15 protein-coding genes are annotated in these 16579 nt (G+C 68.1%); 9 read left to right on the plus strand and 6 right to left on the minus strand.

Features of this window, described 5'->3' with window-relative positions; all coding sequences use genetic code 11:
- Positions 1 to 197 precede the first annotated feature (197 nt).
- The 3 genes from ACTWP6_RS03330 (at position 198) to ACTWP6_RS03340 (ending at position 5661) form a co-directional block, all read left to right on the plus strand.
- Positions 198 to 1235: an AurF N-oxygenase family protein gene (locus ACTWP6_RS03330; RefSeq protein ID WP_443186804.1), complete on the plus strand. Its 1038-nt coding sequence runs from the start codon at positions 198 to 200 to the stop codon at positions 1233 to 1235.
- Between the two features lie 19 nt (positions 1236 to 1254).
- Complete coding sequence (locus ACTWP6_RS03335) at positions 1255 to 2934, plus strand: FAD-dependent oxidoreductase (RefSeq protein WP_443186805.1); 1680 nt, start codon at positions 1255 to 1257, stop codon at positions 2932 to 2934.
- Between the two features lie 66 nt (positions 2935 to 3000).
- Positions 3001 to 5661 (plus strand): family 1 glycosylhydrolase, encoded by a 2661-nt coding sequence (locus ACTWP6_RS03340; RefSeq protein ID WP_443186806.1) that lies wholly within the window; start codon positions 3001 to 3003, stop codon positions 5659 to 5661.
- On the opposite strand, the gene ACTWP6_RS03345 is transcribed toward ACTWP6_RS03340, so the two are convergent.
- The 3 genes from ACTWP6_RS03345 to ACTWP6_RS03355 form a co-directional block, all read right to left on the minus strand.
- Positions 5646 to 6119 carry a VOC family protein gene (locus ACTWP6_RS03345; protein WP_443186807.1) on the minus strand — a complete coding sequence of 158 codons (474 nt, stop codon included), beginning with the start codon at positions 6117 to 6119 and terminating at the stop codon, positions 5646 to 5648. The genes ACTWP6_RS03340 and ACTWP6_RS03345 overlap by 16 nt on opposite strands.
- Positions 6120 to 6191: 72 nt before the next feature.
- Positions 6192 to 6809, minus strand: coding sequence for a maleylpyruvate isomerase family mycothiol-dependent enzyme (locus tag ACTWP6_RS03350; RefSeq protein WP_443186808.1), 618 nt, complete (start codon positions 6807 to 6809; stop codon positions 6192 to 6194).
- Positions 6806 to 7924, minus strand: coding sequence for a citrate synthase 2 (locus ACTWP6_RS03355; protein ID WP_260755273.1), 1119 nt, complete (start codon positions 7922 to 7924; stop codon positions 6806 to 6808). The genes ACTWP6_RS03350 and ACTWP6_RS03355 overlap by 4 nt, the downstream gene beginning before the upstream one ends.
- Positions 7925 to 8095: 171 nt before the next feature.
- Between ACTWP6_RS03355 and pdxH the strand changes: the two genes are divergently transcribed.
- From pdxH to ACTWP6_RS03380, 5 genes are all read left to right on the plus strand, one after another.
- Complete coding sequence (gene pdxH / locus ACTWP6_RS03360; RefSeq protein WP_443186942.1) at positions 8096 to 8737, plus strand: pyridoxamine 5'-phosphate oxidase; 642 nt, start codon at positions 8096 to 8098, stop codon at positions 8735 to 8737.
- Between the two features lie 92 nt (positions 8738 to 8829).
- A complete protein-coding gene (locus ACTWP6_RS03365) occupies positions 8830 to 9480 on the plus strand; it encodes a TetR/AcrR family transcriptional regulator (protein WP_260755272.1) in 651 nt (216 codons plus the stop codon).
- A gap of 101 nt (positions 9481 to 9581) precedes the next feature.
- Positions 9582 to 10886 (plus strand): citrate synthase, encoded by a 1305-nt coding sequence (locus tag ACTWP6_RS03370; RefSeq protein WP_443186809.1) that lies wholly within the window; start codon positions 9582 to 9584, stop codon positions 10884 to 10886.
- 181 nt (positions 10887 to 11067) lie between these two features.
- The gene (locus ACTWP6_RS03375; protein ID WP_260758283.1) at positions 11068 to 12504 is read left to right on the plus strand and encodes an MFS transporter; all 1437 of its coding nucleotides are present in this window, start codon (positions 11068 to 11070) and stop codon (positions 12502 to 12504) included.
- A complete protein-coding gene (locus ACTWP6_RS03380) occupies positions 12494 to 12907 on the plus strand; it encodes a MarR family winged helix-turn-helix transcriptional regulator (RefSeq protein WP_443186810.1) in 414 nt (137 codons plus the stop codon). The genes ACTWP6_RS03375 and ACTWP6_RS03380 overlap by 11 nt, the downstream gene beginning before the upstream one ends.
- Here the strand turns inward: ACTWP6_RS03380 and ACTWP6_RS03385 are convergent.
- Together ACTWP6_RS03385 and ACTWP6_RS03390 are read right to left on the minus strand one after the other, a co-directional pair.
- The gene (locus ACTWP6_RS03385; RefSeq protein WP_443186811.1) at positions 12904 to 14451 is read right to left on the minus strand and encodes a phytoene desaturase family protein; all 1548 of its coding nucleotides are present in this window, start codon (positions 14449 to 14451) and stop codon (positions 12904 to 12906) included. The genes ACTWP6_RS03380 and ACTWP6_RS03385 overlap by 4 nt on opposite strands.
- A 12-nt stretch (positions 14452 to 14463) precedes the next feature.
- Positions 14464 to 14721 (minus strand): DUF2630 family protein, encoded by a 258-nt coding sequence (locus ACTWP6_RS03390; protein WP_443186812.1) that lies wholly within the window; start codon positions 14719 to 14721, stop codon positions 14464 to 14466.
- 53 nt (positions 14722 to 14774) lie between these two features.
- On the opposite strand from ACTWP6_RS03390, the gene ACTWP6_RS03395 reads away from it, so the two are divergent.
- On the plus strand, positions 14775 to 15137 hold the full coding sequence (locus ACTWP6_RS03395; protein WP_260755267.1) for an FKBP-type peptidyl-prolyl cis-trans isomerase: 363 nt from the start codon (positions 14775 to 14777) through the stop codon (positions 15135 to 15137).
- 78 nt (positions 15138 to 15215) lie between these two features.
- On the opposite strand, the gene ACTWP6_RS03400 is transcribed toward ACTWP6_RS03395, so the two are convergent.
- Positions 15216 to 16556: a HAMP domain-containing sensor histidine kinase gene (locus ACTWP6_RS03400; protein WP_443186813.1), complete on the minus strand. Its 1341-nt coding sequence runs from the start codon at positions 16554 to 16556 to the stop codon at positions 15216 to 15218.
- Positions 16557 to 16579 lie beyond the last annotated feature (23 nt).

Genomic DNA, 16579 nt, shown 5'->3' on the forward strand with positions numbered 1-16579 from the left:
GAGCTCAACCCGGAGAAATTCGGGCACCCGCGGTCTTCGCGCGTCCGCCCGCGGCCTCTTCGGTGTGATGGGGGCCACATGTGATGGGGATAACCAGGTTGACGCACATCCCGGAGAAGACCCTGGTTAATTCATGGGACCGCGGGTACTGTCACTGGACAACGAGCACGAGAATGTAAACCTCACGGGAGGCGGCAATGGCTGTCAAGGAAGCTCGGACGCGCATCATCCGGCGCTGGCGCGAAAACATGGAAATCGGGGACAGCCCGGAGGACAGGGCCTACGTCGAGATGCTCACCACGCTGTCTGAAGGCTCGGTGCGGCGCAATTTCAACCCGTACACCGACATCGACTGGGACTCGCCCGAGTTCGCGGTGACGCCCAACGATGAGCGCTGGATCCTGCCCGGCACCGACCCGTTCGGCAAGCATGAGTGGTACCGGTCCCAGCCGAAGGACAAGCAGATCGCGATCGGCATGTGGCGCCAGGCCAACGTCGCCAAAGTCGGTCTGCATTTCGAGTCGATCCTGATCCGCGGCCTGATGAACTACGCCTTCTGGGTGCCCAACGGGTCGCCGGAGTACCGGTACTGCCTCCACGAGTCGGTCGAGGAGTGCAACCACACGATGATGTTCCAGGAGATGGTCAACCGCATCGGCGCCGACGTCCCCGGCATGCCCCGGCTGCTGAAGTGGCTCTCCCAGCTCATCCCGCTGGCCGCCGGCCCGCTGCCCATCCCGTTCTTCTTCGGCGTGCTCGCCGGCGAGGAGCCGATCGACCACACCCAGAAGAACATCCTGCGCGAGGGCAAGGCGCTGCACCCGATCATGGAGCGCGTCATGGCGATCCACGTCGCCGAGGAGGCCCGCCACATCTCGTTCGCCCATGAATACCTGCGGAAGCGGGTGCCGCACCTGAACCGCCGGCAGAAGTTCCTGCTGTCGCTCAACGTGCCGATCATCATGCGGGTGCTGTGCCAGGCGATCATCGTGCCGCCCAAGTCCTTCTGGCAGGAGTTCGACATCCCGCGTTCGGTGAAGAAGGAGATCTTCTTCGGCACCCCCGTGGCGCGGCAGTTCCTGCGCGACATGTTCGGCGATGTCCGGATGCTGTGCCACGAGACGGGTTTGATGAATCCGTTCGCCAAGCTGATGTGGCGAATCTGCAAGATCGACGGACCGCCGAGCCGGTACCGCAGCGAGCCCGCGCGTCAGCACGTCGTGAGCGCCGCCTAGGGCCCGGAAGTCCCACGTCATGCCTCATGTGATCACCCAGTCGTGCTGCAGCGACGGGTCCTGCGTCTACGCCTGCCCGGTCAACTGCATCCACCCGACCCCGGACGAGCCCGGCTTCGCGACCGCCGAGATGCTCTACATCGACCCGGTGGCCTGTGTGGACTGCGGGGCCTGCGTGTCGGCCTGCCCGGTCGGCGCCATCGCCCCGGACACCCGGCTCCAACCCGAGCAGCTTCCCTTCGTCGAACTCAACGCCGCGTTCTATCCGAAGCGCGACGGCAAGCTGCCTCCGACGTCGAAGCTGGCGCCGGTACAGGAAGCTCCGGTCGTGCGTCCGAGAGCCGGAGGGCCGCTCACGGTCGCGGTGGTCGGGTCGGGCCCGGCGGCGATGTACGCGGCCGACGAGTTGCTCACCCAGACGGGGGTGCGGGTCAACGTCTTCGAGAAGTTGCCGACGCCGTACGGTCTGGTCCGTGCCGGTGTCGCACCGGATCACCAGAGCACCAAGCGGGTGACGAACCTCTTCGACAAGATCGCTGCGCGTGCGGGTTTCACGTTCTACCTCAATGTCGAGGTGGGCTCGGACATCACCCACCACGAACTGCTCGCCCATCATCACGCCGTGCTCTACGCGGTGGGCGCCCCCGACGACAAGCGCCTGCAGGTCGACGGCATGGACCTCGCCGGCACCGCAACGGCCACCGAGGTGGTTGCGTGGTACAACGGCCACCCCGAATTCGCGGGTCTGCCGGTCGATCTGAGCGGTGAGCGTGTCGTGGTCATCGGCAACGGCAACGTCGCCCTGGACGTGGCCCGCATCCTGACCACCGACCCGGATGTGTTGGCGCGCACCGACATCGCCGAGCATGCGCTGGACGCGCTGCGGGACTCCCGCGTCCAGGAGGTGGTGATCGCCGCCCGGCGGGGGCCGGCGGCCTCGGCGTTCACGCTGCCGGAGTTGATCGGGCTGACCTCGACGTGTGAGGTGGTGCTCGACCCGGCCGACCATGAGCTGGTGCTCGCGGCGCTGGCCGAGACCACCGATCCGCTGACCCGCAACAAACTCGAAGTCCTGTCCAAGCTCGGCGACGCGACGGCTCCGGTCACCCGGCCGCGCATCCGCCTGGCCTACCAGCTGACCCCGCGTCGGGTGCGGGGCGAGCAGCGCGCGGCAGGCGTCGAGTTCGTGGTGACCGGCACCGACGAGACCCGCGACATCGAGGCGGGTCTGGTGCTCACGTCCATCGGCTACCGCGGCAGACCGATTCGCGGGTTGCCGTTCGACGACGCAACCGCCGCGGTGCCCAACGCGGGTGGCCGGGTGATCGACCCTGAGACGGGCGGACCGGTACGCGGCAGCTACGTGGCCGGCTGGATCAAGCGCGGACCGACGGGTTTCATCGGCACCAATAAGTCCTGTGCCGCCGAAACCGTGCGCAATCTGGTCGCCGACTACAACGACGGTCTGCTCACCGACCCCGTCGAGAAACCCTCAGCGCTGCGGCGTTTCGTCCGCGGCAGGCAGCCGGCTGTCATCGACGCCGACGGGTGGCACGCCATCGATCAGGCCGAGATCGGGCGTGGGGCCGGGCTGCGTCCGCGTGACAAGTTCACCTCCGTCGCAGAGATGGTGGGTGTCGCCGCGAATGCGTCGGCCCCGCCGGTGCATCAGCGGTTGCTGGCCGGCCTGCGCCGCTGACCGCGCGCACGCCACGGAGTTTGGTCAAACCGCCCCCGGGGTCGCCCGCCGGAGGTATGCAAAGGCATGGGTTCTGCGCAGTTCGTGGGTCGTGTCGGAGGCCTGGCCGTGGCGTTGGGAGTCGGGGCCGCGGTGTTCACCGGATCCGGTGTCGCGTGGGCGAATGAGGATGCCCCGCCGGGAACCGCCTCGGAGTCCGATCCGCCGGCGGCAGCGCCGGGCTCGGACACTGAGCCCGGTGCCTCCGGGGACATCGAGGTTGGTGTCGACGGGGATCCGGGCGTGGAGTCCGACGAGGAAGACCTCGGCAGCCCAGAGCCCGGCGAGGAGTCCGGGCAGGATCTAGGCGAGGAGTCCGGCGAGGGCCTCGGCGGGGAGGACCCAGGGGAAGACCACTTCGACGGCGGGGATGTCGAGGGCGAAGACGACCCCGTCGACACCGACACGGACACACCGGCCGTCGACGTGGACAAGCGCGGGTACGACGAGCCCGTCGTGCGAATCGAAGAAGACGATGATGCGGGTCCCGCCGCCACGTTCGACGGCGCTGTGACCTCCGCAGCGGAATTGCCGGAGTCGCCCGGCAACGACGAGGTGGCGTCCGTGGCGGACACCTTCGCCGCCACGGCGTTGACGACGTTCGCGCCGCCGAAGGTGCCGTCGTGGCGGCCGTGGCCGACCGCGTTCGATCTGCGCAGCGTCGTCACCTACGTCGTTGACCTGACCACCAGCTTCGTCGACGCGCTGTTGCGGCCGTTCGCCGCCGGTCCGCCCAGGCCCCCCGCCGACCCGTCCGGCTGGGCTCTGCTGGCCTGGGTGCGACGCGAGTTCTTCAACGGCACACCCGCGCTGGTGGACAATCCGCTTCCGGACACCCAGAGTCTCGTCGACGGTGAGGTTCGCATCACCGGCAACATCGGCATCGAGGATCCCGACGGTGACGCCCTGACCTACACGGTGATCGGACGCCCGCACAACGGCGGGACGGTCACCGTCGACGCCGACGGGAACTTCGTGTACCGGCCGATGAACGCGATGGCCGCGGTCGGCGGTACGGACACCTTCACCGTCGCCGTCAGCGACGAGCACGACGGCCTGCACGTGCACGGGCTGTTCGGCTGGCTGCAGTTCGTCCCGGTCCTGGGCAGCCTCCTCAATCCCGGCGGTGGGCACGGCCGCACTGTCACCGTCACGGTCTCCGTCTCACCGGTCGAGGGCATCGACCTATCGCTGCCCGACGACTTCCGATGGGGCGTCGCCCATTCCGGGTTTCAGGCCGAAGGCGGACCCGGTGCTCCGGTCGACACCCGCTCGGACTGGTACCGCTGGGTGCACGATCCGGTCAACCGGCTGCTCGGGCTGGTCAAGGGGGTGCCGGAGAACGGGCCGGGCGCCTATGTCTCCTACGCCGGCGACGCTGCGCTGGCCCGTGACGAACTCGGCGTGAACACCTTCCGGATGAGCATCGAATGGAGCCGCATCTTCCCGAGTTCGACTGCAGCTGTGAACATCTCCGACGAAGGGGGAGCACTGAGCCCGGCCGACCTCGAGGCGCTCGACGCGCTGGCCGACCAGGACGAGGTGGCCCACTACCGGGCGGTGTTCGCGACGCTGAGGCAGTACGGCCTCGATCCGTTCGTCACCGTCAACCACTTCACGCTGCCGGTCTGGGTGCACGATCCGATCGTCGCGCGACCGCTGATCCAGCTCGGGCTACCGGCGCCGGCGGCGGGCTGGTTGTCCCCGGACACCGCGGAGGAGTTCGAGAAGTACGCCGCCTACGTCGCATGGAAATACGGCGACCAGGTCGACAACTGGGCCACCCTCAACGAACCGTTCCCGCCGGTGCTCACCGAGTTCCTGGCGATCCCGTGGGTGGTGCCCAACTGGCCGCCCGGGGTGATCCGACCGGATCTGGCCTCGACGTTCCTGGTGAACCAGGCAATCGGACACGTCGCCGCCTACGACGCGATCCACGCCTGGGACACCACCGCGGCCACCGCGGGAGGGCCGGCGGCGTTCGTCGGCTTCACCCACAACATGATCCCGGCGCGGCCGGCCAATCCGGTCAATCCGCTGGACGTCCAGGCCGCCGAGGCGTGGAACCACTTCTACAACAAGTGGTTCCCGAACGCTGTTATCGAGGGCTGGGTCGACGCGAACTTCGACGGTGTCAAGACCTCCGACGAGATCCACCCCGACATGGCCGGCAAGGTCGACTTCCTGGGTGTGCAGTACTACGGGTCGCAACCGATGGCGGGGTTCGGCGTCGCACCGCTGCCGGGTTTCCCGTTCCTGCGCGGCTTCCCGATCCGTTGCTCGGCACAGGAAGCCACCTGCAGTGACTTCAATCAGCCGACCGACCCCGGTGGTTTCCGAGAGGTGCTCGAGCTCGCGGCGTCCTACGGAAAACCGCTGTGGGTCACCGAGAACGGGATCGCCGACGAAAAGGACACCAAGCGGCCCTCCTACATCGTCAACCACGTCGCGGTCGTACAGGATCTGGTGGCCCACGGCACCGACATCCGGGGCTACACCTACTGGTCGTTCGTCGACAACCTGGAATGGGCCGACGGCTACGAGCTGCAGTTCGGACTGTACGGATCGGACCCGGACACCCCTGAGCTGGAACGGATCCCCAAGCCGGCGAGTATCGCTGCGCTGCGCGGCATCACCACCGGCAACGGGCTGCCGATCGCGTTGCTGCAGAGCTACATCCCGGGCTGACCGCCGTCGGCCATCTGCGCCAGCACCTCGTTCATGTCGACCTCGCGGACGGTCTCGGCCAGTGACCACTGGTGGCCGAAAGGGTCGCGCAGCACTCCGTAGCGGTCGCCCCAGAACTGGTCCTCGAGCGGACTGACGACGGTGGCGCCGGCATCGAGTGCCCGCTGGAACCGCCCGTCGACATCAGGGCCGTGCAAGTGGATGGTCACCGACGATCCGCCCAGTGCGGTCGGCGTGCTCGCCTTGCCGTCGTTGAATTCGGGGAAGTCGTCGTTGAGGAAGACCATGGCTCCGTTGATCCGCATGGCGGCGTGGATGAGCTTCCCGCCCGGACCGGGCATTCGGACCATCTCCTCGGCACCGAAGGCGTCGGCGTAGAAGTCGAGCGCAGCCGCGGCGTCGTCGACGACGAGGTGGGGGACCAGCATGGGTTGGTTGGCTTCGTCTGTCACGGCCATGGTTACTCCTCACGGTGAGTGGACTGCCGGTGCAGACTCCCAGTCGATCAACAACTCATCGCGGTGACCAGATCACACGACGGAAAAGCCGTCCGGCAGTGCGGCGCGTCCTGTCAGCGCGAGCAGCATCACCGGTCCCTGACCCAATGCCACACCGACTCGGCCGGCCAGCGCCGCGGCCTCCGACAGCACCTCGGCGGGTGGTTCGCCGTCGATCCCGACCGCGCGGGCGATGTCGAGGCCATGCACCGCGATCTCGAAGGTCCGGGTGGGCAGATAGCTGCTCAACCGGATGCCCAGGCCGCCGATCACCTCGATCAGCGGGTCGTCGACGGCAGCCACGTCGGCCAGCGCCCGGGACGCCAACGTCTCGACCGCGGCGGCGGGATCGGCGCCGAGATCACGACCCGCCTGCCGGCCGCGTTCGACGACGGCCGCGGCGCCCATGCCCGCGGCATAGGAGTGCATCGTGACGTAGTAGTCCGCCGCGTCGGCGACATCCTCGCGGTGCGCCGGCACCTTCAGATACGTGCTGACCGTGATCAGCGACCGTGACGTGTGGCCGATCAGGTCGCGCACGGTCCACTCGCCCAGACCGGGGTCGTTCCAGCGGTCGTCAGGGATCCGCCTCACCAGGGCCGCGAAATAGTCTGCGGCCGAGGCGAACACTTCACGGGCGGTGGATGTCATCTCCGAGTCAGTAGGTCCCAGCCCTCGACCGATTCCGGGCTGCGCGGTTCGGGGCCGACGTACACCGCCGACGGCCGTACCAGCTTGCCGAGGCGCTTCTGCTCGAGGATGTGGGCGCACCAGCCGGCGGTGCGGCCGCAGGTGAACATCGCGGGCATCATCTTCGGCGGCACCTGTGCGAAGTCCAGGATCACCGCGGCCCAGAACTCCACATTGGTCTCGATCGGGCGGTCCGGCCTGCGCTCCCGCAACTCGGCCAGCGCGGCCTGCTCCAGCGCCGCGGCCACCTCGTAGCGCGGCGCCTGCAGCCGCTGTGCGGTGGCGCGCAGCACCCGGGCACGGGGGTCCTCGGCCCGGTACACCCGGTGTCCGAAGCCCATCAGCTTCTCGTTGCGGTCCAGGATCCCCTTGACCACCGCGCGGGCGTCGCCGGTCCGCTCGGCCTCTTCGATCATCGGGATCACCCGTGCGGGCGCGCCGCCGTGCAGCGGCCCACTCATCGCCCCGATGGCACCTGAGAGCGCCGCGGCCACGTCGGCGCCCGTGGACGCGATGACCCGGGCGGTGAACGTCGAGGCGTTCATCCCGTGCTCGGCGGCGCTGACCCAGTAGGCGTCGATCGCCTCGATGTGCCTCGGGTCGGGTTCACCCTGCCAACGGGTCATGAAACGTGCTGTGACAGTGTCACATTCATCCACGGTGCGCTGCGGTACCGCGGGCTGATAGATGCCGCGAGCGGACTGCGCGACGTAGGAGAGTGCCATCACCGAGGCGCGGGCGAGCTGATCGCGTGCGGTCTCGTCGTCGATGTCCAGGATCGGCGGGTAGCCCCAGATCGGAGCCAGCATGGCCAGTCCGGCCTGCACGTCGACGCGGACGTCGCCGCTGTGGATCGGCAGCGGGAACGGTTCGGCCGGTGGCAGACCGCGGCCGAACCTGCCGTCGACCAGCAGCCCCCAGACGTCGCCGAAGGTGACCCGGTGGGCTACCAGATCCTCGATGTCGACGCCCCGGTAGCGGAGCGCCCCGCCGTCCTTGTCCGGTTCGGCGATCTCGGTTTCGAACGCCACCACGCCCGCCAGCCCGGGGGCGAAATCCTTCGGCACCGCTGTCATGGGCTGATTGTCGCACCACCGTCGGCGGAGCCGACCATTCGGGACCGTCGGCGGAGCCGACCATTCGGGACCGTCGGCGGAGCCGACCATTCGGGACCGTCGGCGGAGCCGACCATTCCGCACCGTCGGCGTACCGTCTGGCAGGTGGGCACTTCTGATCACCTGGCGCGGATGCGCGTCGAATATGGATCGGTGGAGAAGGACGGCAGCGACGATCTCGATGCCGACTGGCTGGGCCCGGACCCTTCGACCGGCTGGGTGGAACTGCTCAACCGGTGGATGGCCGACGCCGTGCAGGCCGGCGTCGCAGAGCCCAACGCGATGGTGATCGCCACCGTCGACGGTCAGGGCAGGCCGGTCACTCGCACCGTGTTGTGCAAGAGCGTCGACCAGACCGGAATCTCGTTCTACACGAATTACGCCTCTGACAAGGGCGAGCAGCTCGCTGCCGTGCCGTACGCGTCGGCGACCTTCCCGTGGTACCTGCTGGGCCGGCAGGTCCACGTCCGCGGCGCTGTCACCAAGGTGTCGCCGGAGGAGACGTCCGACTACTGGCGGAAGCGTCCCCGCGGATCGCAGCTGGGGGCCTGGGCCTCACAGCAGAGCCGGCCCGTCGTGTCGCGGGCCGCGCTGATGCGGCAGCTCGACGACGTCACACAGCGGTTCGCCGACCTGGAGGAGGTGCCCGTGCCGCCGCACTGGGGCGGATACCTCATCGCCCCCGAGGTCGTCGAGTTCTGGCAGGGGCGGGAGAACCGGGTGCACAACAGGATTCGGGTGCACGACGGCCGGGTGGAACGTCTGCAACCCTGACCCGCCCCGGGCTGGCGCGTCGGGGCCGCCGGCGATCTCTCAACCTGCCGTTTTCGCCCTGCAGCCGCCTGCCGACCGTTACCATCCGGGACGTGGGTGAAGCCAGGCGGGAACCGGTTCTCGGTCTGCGCGAACGCAAGAAGCGCAGAACACGTGCCACGCTGATCGACGCCGCTGTGGGCTTGTGCGACCGACAGGGCTTTGACGGCACCACGGTCGACCAGATCGCCGCGATCGCGGAGGTGTCCCCGCGCACGTTCAGCCGCTACTTTGCGACCAAGGATGCCATTGCGTTGGCCCTGATCGACGAGGTCCTGGTGCGCACTGCCGCCGAACTGGCCCGCCAACCGCGGTACCTGAGCCATCTGGAGGCGTTGCGACGCGCGTACGTGGCGATGGCCGAGTCCTGCAAGCTGGCGCCCGCCGACGGCCTGTCGGCCGAGCGGCTGATGCAGATCCTGCGGATCACGATGTCCTCGGCGACGCTGCGTCAGGCCACCATCGAGTACCGGGCCAGTGCCGTGGACGCGGTGGTCGCCGAACGGATGGGCACCACCGTAGACGACCGGAGGGTGAGGCTGCTCGCGGCGGTGTGGGGTGCGTTGATGATGACCGCGCTGCAGGATCTCAGCCGCCGGACCGGCCCCGACGTCCTCGTCAGCGTCGACGATGCGATCGAGGCCTTCGAGTCCACCTATGCGGAGTTCACCGGCGAAATCGCCGACCTGGGGCTGCCCGTCTGACCCTGTGACAGCCCCCCGCGGGCGTGACTGCTGGGATGGGACTACCTTTTGTAGGCAGACTCCGACTGATCGACACACCCGACAGACCTGAAGGGATCCCAGTGGCCGATAACGCCGACGCCGGGCAGGAGCATGCCACCCTGGTCTACCCAGGCGGCGAGCTCGAACTCGACATCGTCAAAGCTTCCGAGGGCGCGGACGGCATCGCGCTGGGTTCGCTGTTGGCCAAGACCGGCTACACGACGTTCGACGGCGGCTTCGTCAACACGGCGTCGACCAAGAGCGCCATCACCTACATCGACGGTGACGCCGGCATCCTGCGCTACCGGGGCTACCCGATCGAGCAGCTGGCCGAGAAGTCGACGTTCATCGAGGTCAGCTACCTGCTGATCTACGGTGAGTTGCCGACTGCCGAACAGCTCGAGGACTTCACCACCAAGATCCAGCGACACACGCTGCTGCACGAGGACCTCAAGCGGTTCTTCGACGGCTTCCCGCGCAACGCGCATCCGATGCCGGTGCTCTCCAGCGCGGTCAACGCGCTGAGCGCCTACTATCAGGACTCGCTGGACCCGTTCGATCCGCACCAGGTCGAGCTGTCCACCATCCGCCTGTTGGCCAAGCTGCCGACGATCGCGGCGTATGCGTACAAGAAGTCCGAGGGACAGCCGTTCCTGTACCCGGACAACTCGCTGACGCTGGTGGAGAACTTCCTGCGGATGACGTTCGGCTTCCCCGCCGAACCGTATGAGGTCGACCCGGAGATCGTGCGGGCTCTCGACATGCTGTTCATCCTGCACGCCGACCACGAACAGAACTGCTCGACCTCGACGGTGCGGCTGGTGGGCTCGTCGCAGGCCAACCTGTTCACCTCGATCTCCGGCGGCATCAATGCCCTGTGGGGTCCGCTGCACGGCGGCGCCAACCAGGCGGTGCTGGAAATGCTGGAGAAGATCCGCACCGGTGACGACGACGTCGCGACGTTCGTGAAGAAGGTCAAGAACCGCGAGGACAACGTCAAGCTGATGGGCTTCGGTCACCGCGTGTACAAGAACTACGACCCGCGGGCGCGCATCGTCAAGGAGCAGGCTGACAAGATCCTCGGCAAGATCGGCGTGCAGGACGAGCTGCTCGACATCGCCAAGGAGCTCGAAGAGATCGCGCTGACCGATGACTTCTTCATCGAGCGCAAGCTCTACCCGAACGTCGACTACTACACCGGTGTGATCTACCGGGCGATGGGCTTCCCGACCCGGATGTTCACGGTGCTGTTCGCGCTGGGCCGGCTGCCGGGCTGGATCGCACACTGGCGGGAGATGCACGGCGAGCCGAACAAGATCGGCCGTCCGCGCCAGATCTACACCGGCTACACCGAGCGCGACTACACCGGTATCGACGGCCGCTGAGGCGCCACCCGGCGGTGCGGTCCCGACCCGATGCGCGCGAGCGTGCGTGTCGGCGGGCGACTCGCCGGGCATATCGCCGAGTAACCGCACGCTCGTCGCCGACGAACGTCACACGCACTCCCGCTTGCCCCGCAAACGGTTGTAGTTTCACAATAGTTGTGTGAATACAACCGTCGGCTCGATGACGCCCAGGCGCAAGGCCATCATCCTGGTGTCCTGCTGCCTGAGCCTGCTCATCGTGTCGATGGACGCGACGATCGTCAATGTCGCGATCCCGTCGATCCGGCAGGACCTGTCGGCAACCTCCGCGCAGATGCAGTGGGTGGTCGACATCTACACCCTGGTGCTGGCGTCACTGCTGATGCTGGCCGGGGCGACCGGGGACCGCTTCGGTCGCCGGCGGGTGTTCCAGACCGGGCTAGCGCTGTTCGCGCTCGGCTCCCTGGCCTGCAGCCTGGCGCCTACCATCGACGCGCTGATCGGGGCTCGTTTCCTGCAGGCCATCGGCGGCTCGATGCTCAATCCCGTTGCGTTGTCCATCATCTCGCAGATCTTCACCAAGCCGGTGGAGCGGGCGCGGGCACTGGGCGTCTGGGGTGGGATCACCGGCATCTCGATGGCGGCCGGACCGATCGTCGGTGGCCTGCTCATCGAAACCATCGGGTGGCGCTCGGTGTTCTGGATCAATCTTCCCATCTGCGCGGCGGCCATCCTGCTCACCGCGGTGTTCGTCCCGGAATCGAAGTCGGCGACGATGCGCAACGTCGACCCCATCGGTCAGGGACTGGCCATCCTGTTCCTCTTCGGCACCGTGTTCACCCTCATCGAGGGGCCGGTGCTCGGCTGGACGAATCCACGCGTCGTCGCGATCGGTGCCGTCGCCGCGGTGGCCCTGGCGGCGTTCCTGCGGTTCGAATCGCGCCGCCACGACCCGTTCCTCGATCTGCGGTTCTTCCGCAGCATCCCGTTCACCACCGCGACCGTCAACGCGGTCAGCGCGTTCGCGGCCTGGGGTGCGTTCCTGTTCATGATGTCGCTGTATCTGCAGGGGGAGCGCGGGTTCTCGGCCATGCACACCGGCCTGATCTATCTGCCGATAGCCCTCGGCGCGCTGCTGTTCTCCCCGCTGTCGGGACGACTCGTCGGCCGCTACGGCGCGCGGCCGTCCCTGGTGGTGGCGGGGGTGGCGATCACCGCGGCGGCGACGATGTTGACGTTCCTGACCGCGACGACCCCGGTGTGGTGGCTGCTGATCATCTTCGCGGTGTTCGGCATCGGCTTCTCGATGGTCAATGCGCCGATCACGAACGCAGCGGTGAGCGGGATGCCGCTGGATCGGGCCGGGGCGGCGTCCGCGGTGACGTCGACGAGCCGCCAGGTCGGGGTGAGCATCGGTGTGGCACTGTGCGGTTCGGTTGCCGGCCCGGCGATGGCCGTCGGCGGCACCGATTTCGCGGCGGCTGCGCGACCGCTGTGGTTCGTCTGTATCGCCCTGGGTCTGGTGATTTTCGGGGTCGGCTTGTTCGCGACATCTCAGCGCGCTCTGCGGTCGGCCGAGCGGCTGGCCCCGTTGGTCTCCGGTGCAGCGGATCCGGTCGGTGGTGCTCATGTCCGGTAATCCGCTCGCCGACGACGTCTGGCGCGATCTGGCCGCATTCGTCCACGATCACCGGGACAACTGGAAGAAGTCGGTGGTCGAGCGCACCGGCCTTCCGTTCAGCAGAGTGCGGATCCTGATGCGGTTGATGCGAAATTCCATGACCGTCAAGCAGATCGCCGCGGCAGCCACCGTCGACGCGCCGGCGGCGACGGTGGCCGTCAACGATCTGGAAGAGCGCGGGCTCGTCGTGCGCCGCATCGATCCGTCCAACCGTCGCTGCAAACTGGTGTCGCTCACCGACGCCGGCCGCGACGTGCTGCGCACGATCGACGCCGTCCACGACCCGGCGCCCGAGGCCCTGGCCACGCTGGCCGAGGACGACCTCGCCGCGCTGCGGGCGATCCTCGACAAACTGGGTTAACTCTCCAGCACAGCCATCGCCGCGTTGTGCCCGCCGATTCCCGACACCGCCCCACCGCGGCGAGAACCGGATCCGCACAACAGGATCCGATCGTGTGCAGTGGCCACACCCCACCGCTGCGCCGGTGTCGCGAGCTCCTCGTCGTCCTCGGCGAATGGCCACGACAACGCGCCGTGGAAGATATTGCCGCGCGTCATGCCCAGGGTGTGGTCCAGGTCGGCGGTCGTCTTGGTCTCGATGCACAGGCGGCCCAGGCTGTCCTGCATGACGACGTCCTGGATGGGCTCGGCCAGAACGGAATTCAGCGATGTCAGCGCCGCGGAGGTCAGGGTGTCACGGAGGCGGTCCGGCGTGACCGAGGCGGCCAGATCGTGCGGGGTGTGCAGGCCGAACACCGTCAGCGTGTGCGCGCCGGAAGCCTGGAGGGTTTCGGACATGATCGACGGGTCGGCCAGGGTGTGGCAGTAGATCTCGCAGGGCAGCGGATCGGGCACCGTGCCCGCCGCAGCCTGGCGGTATGCGGTGTCGAGCTGGCCGTAGGTCTCGTTGATATGGAAGGTGCCGCCGAAAGCCTGTTCGGCGGTGATGGTTTCGTTGCGCAGTCGCGGCAGTCGGGTGAGCATCAGGTTGACCTTCACTTGCGCGCCCGGTGCCACGTCCGGTTCCGGTTCGTCGAGCAGGCGAGCCAGCACCGCCGGTGTCACGTTGGCCAGGACGTGACTGCCGGTGACCTCGTGCTCGGCGTCGCCGCGCCGGTATCGGACCTCGCCGTCCGGGGTGATCGCGAAAACGTCGGCCCCGGTGAGGATCTCGGCGCCGAATCCGGTTGCCGCGGCGGCCAGGGCGCCCGATACCGCGCCCATCCCGCCAACCGGCACGTCCCAGTCCCCGGTACCGCCCCCGATCAGGTGGTACAGGAAACAGCGATTCTGTGCCAGGGATTCGTCGTCGAGGCGGGCGAACGTTCCGATCAGCGCGTCGGTCGCCATCACGCCGCGGACCAGGTCATCGCGCACCGCCGAGGTGATCGCCTGCCCGATCGGGTGCTCGATCATCTGCTGCCAGGCGGTCTTCGCGTCCCCCTCGCCGGTCAGGGCACCGTACATCGCCGACCGGGTGCGCAGCGGCTCCAGCAACGTCGGCCACATCAGGGTGGTCAGCGCCCGGCAGCGTCGGTAGAAGTCCTCGAAGTGCGCTTCGTCGTCACCGGCGCCGATCGCGTCGAACGTCGACTCCGGTCCGACCAGCAGGCCGGTGCGGCCTCCGTCGGCCGGGGTGGGTGTGTAAGACGAGTACCGGCGTCGCGCCAGCCTGATTCGCGCGCCGAGGTCCTCGATGATGCGCCGCGGCAGCAGGCTCACCAGGTAGGAGTAACGCGACAAGCGGGCGTCGACACCGGCGAACGGATGCTGCGACACGGCTGCGCCCCCGACGTGGTCGAGGCGCTCGAGGACCCGCACTCTGCGCCCGGCCTTCGCCAGGTAGGCGGCGGCAACCAGCCCGTTGTGCCCGCCACCGACGATGACGGTGTCAACGCGTGTCACAGCGTGCCTTCCTCAGTTGAGGTAGCCCTCGACCTCGCCCTCGGGTCGCACCTCCGCGTCGGCGGGATTGCCGCCGCTGGAGCGCAGCGCACGCCGCTGGCGGAGCAGGTCCCAGCACTGGTCGAGCTGGACCTCGACCGCCTTCAGCCGCGCGTGTTCCTCGGAGGCGTCGATCTCGCGGTGCTGCAGTTTGTCGCGCAGTTGTCGCTCTTCGGCGACGAGTTCGTGGACTTGTTTGAGGATGTCTTGGTCTTTGTCTGCCTGGGCCACGTCTACCAGTGTGCAGCTATTTCGTGCCCGCGTCTGCGGACTAAGCTGGTCGGATGGCTACCAAACCCGAGATCGAATTCCCCGACGGCCCCGCCCCCGCGGAGCTGGTGATCGAAGACCTCGTGGTGGGCGAGGGGCCGGAAGCGGTCCCCGGTGCCAGGGTCGAGGTGCACTACGTCGGCGTCGAGTACGACACCGGCGAGGAGTTCGACAGCTCGTGGAACCGCGGCGAGTCGATCGAGTTCCCGCTGCGCGGCCTGATCCAGGGCTGGCAGGACGGCATCCCCGGGATGAAGGTCGGCGGGCGCCGGAAGCTGACGATCCCGCCGGAGCAGGCCTACGGCCCCGCCGGCGGCGGGCATCGATTGTCGGGCAAGACGCTCATCTTCGTCATCGACCTGCTCGCCACCCGCTGACGTCGCCTCCGGCGAAATTGCATTCCGGCAGACGACCACTCGCACTCTGCCTGCCGGAATGCGATTTCGGCGAGAAAATCAGCGCGGGCCGGGCAGCCGCAGCAGCAGGCGCGCCCCGCCCAACGGGCTGGCCTCCAGAGACGCGGTGCCGCCGTGCAGTTCGGCCTGCTGAGCCACCAACGCCAACCCCAGGCCCGAACCCGAATGCGACGCCGTCGACCCGCGAGAGAACCGGTCGAACACCACCTTGCGCTCCTCTTCGGGAACCCCGACGCCGTCATCGTCGATCGCGATCTCCACGCCTTCGCGCGAGCTGACCGCTGACAGCTGCACCCGGGTGGCACCGCCGTGCTTGACCGCGTTGGCGATGGCGTTGTCGACGGCCAACCGCAGACCGGCCGGCAACCCGACGATGATCACCGTCGGCGCAGGCACCAGCGACACCTCAAGCTCCGGGTAGACCCGCATCGCGTCGTGGGCGGCACGGTCGAGCAACTCGGTGATGTCGACCGGCACATGGTCGTCCTCGGTGGACAGCTCGCCCTGGGCCAGACGCTCCAGCGCCCCAAGCGTCGCCTCGATGCGGGACTGCGTGCGGATGACGTCGTTGACGACCTCCTTGCGGCCCTCCTCGGACAGGTCCAGCGTCGCGAGCACTTCCAGGTTGGTCCGCATCGCGGTCAGCGGAGTGCGCAGCTCGTGCGCCGACACCGACGCGAAGTCGCGGGCGGACGCCAGCGCCGCCTTGGTGCGACCCTGCTCCTCCCACACACGCTCCACCAGCCCTTTGACCGCGTCGGCGATCTCCACGGCTTCGGTCGCGCCGCGGATGTCGATGTCGGGCGCTTCGTCACCGGCGTCGATCTGGCGGGTCTGTTGGGCCAGCCGTTTGAACGGCCGCACCGCGAACGCTGCCAGCAGCCAGCCGCCGAACGTGGCCGCGCCGACGGCCAACGTGCAGATGATCAGGACACGCCGGTGCAGGTTGTTGGTGTCGGCGATCGTCGCGTCGTAGGTCGCGCCGACGGCCACCGACATCGGTTCGGGTGTCGACAACTGCACCGTGCGCACCCGGTACCGGACACCCCCGACCTCGGTGTCGGCATAACCGGGCTCCAGCTCGGGTAGCACCACATTCGAATTCGAGGTCACCTGCCCGCCCCGGCGCACGGTGATGACCGCGTCCTGGTCGTTCGGGGACTTCGGGATCTCGTCGAGCCCGCGAGGCAGGAACGGGATCGCGAACCCGGCGGCCTCATCGAGGCGACGGTCGAGCCGCTCCTTGCGGTCGTTGGTGATGCCGACCCACACCACGGTGCCGACGATGCCGACGACGATCGCTGCGGCGATGGCGGTGGCGAACGCGACCCGCGTGCGCAGCGACGGTGTGCGGCGAAAGATGCGGGACAGCGCGACCATAACTACTGTTGCCTGTTCTTCGC

It is taken from the genome of Mycobacterium sp. 4D054 (genome assembly GCF_052245755.1).
Taxonomy (GTDB): domain Bacteria; phylum Actinomycetota; class Actinomycetes; order Mycobacteriales; family Mycobacteriaceae; genus Mycobacterium.

Excerpts from the sequence above, each read along its gene's own strand:
- ACTWP6_RS03395 (WP_260755267.1), top strand. The coding sequence starts at position 14,775 with ATGGCTACCAAACCCGAGATCGAATTCCCCGACGGCCCCGCCCCCGCG.
- pdxH (WP_443186942.1), top strand. The coding sequence starts at position 8,096 with ATGCGCGTCGAATATGGATCGGTGGAGAAGGACGGCAGCGACGATCTC.
- ACTWP6_RS03335 (WP_443186805.1), top strand. The coding sequence starts at position 1,255 with ATGCCTCATGTGATCACCCAGTCGTGCTGCAGCGACGGGTCCTGCGTC.
- ACTWP6_RS03375 (WP_260758283.1), top strand. The coding sequence starts at position 11,068 with ATGACGCCCAGGCGCAAGGCCATCATCCTGGTGTCCTGCTGCCTGAGC.
- ACTWP6_RS03355 (WP_260755273.1), bottom strand. The coding sequence starts at position 7,924 with ATGACAGCGGTGCCGAAGGATTTCGCCCCCGGGCTGGCGGGCGTGGTG.
- ACTWP6_RS03330 (WP_443186804.1), top strand. The coding sequence starts at position 198 with ATGGCTGTCAAGGAAGCTCGGACGCGCATCATCCGGCGCTGGCGCGAA.
- ACTWP6_RS03400 (WP_443186813.1), bottom strand. The coding sequence starts at position 16,556 with ATGGTCGCGCTGTCCCGCATCTTTCGCCGCACACCGTCGCTGCGCACG.
- ACTWP6_RS03340 (WP_443186806.1), top strand. The coding sequence starts at position 3,001 with ATGGGTTCTGCGCAGTTCGTGGGTCGTGTCGGAGGCCTGGCCGTGGCG.
- ACTWP6_RS03380 (WP_443186810.1), top strand. The coding sequence starts at position 12,494 with ATGTCCGGTAATCCGCTCGCCGACGACGTCTGGCGCGATCTGGCCGCA.
- ACTWP6_RS03350 (WP_443186808.1), bottom strand. The coding sequence starts at position 6,809 with ATGACATCCACCGCCCGTGAAGTGTTCGCCTCGGCCGCAGACTATTTC.
- ACTWP6_RS03345 (WP_443186807.1), bottom strand. The coding sequence starts at position 6,119 with ATGGCCGTGACAGACGAAGCCAACCAACCCATGCTGGTCCCCCACCTC.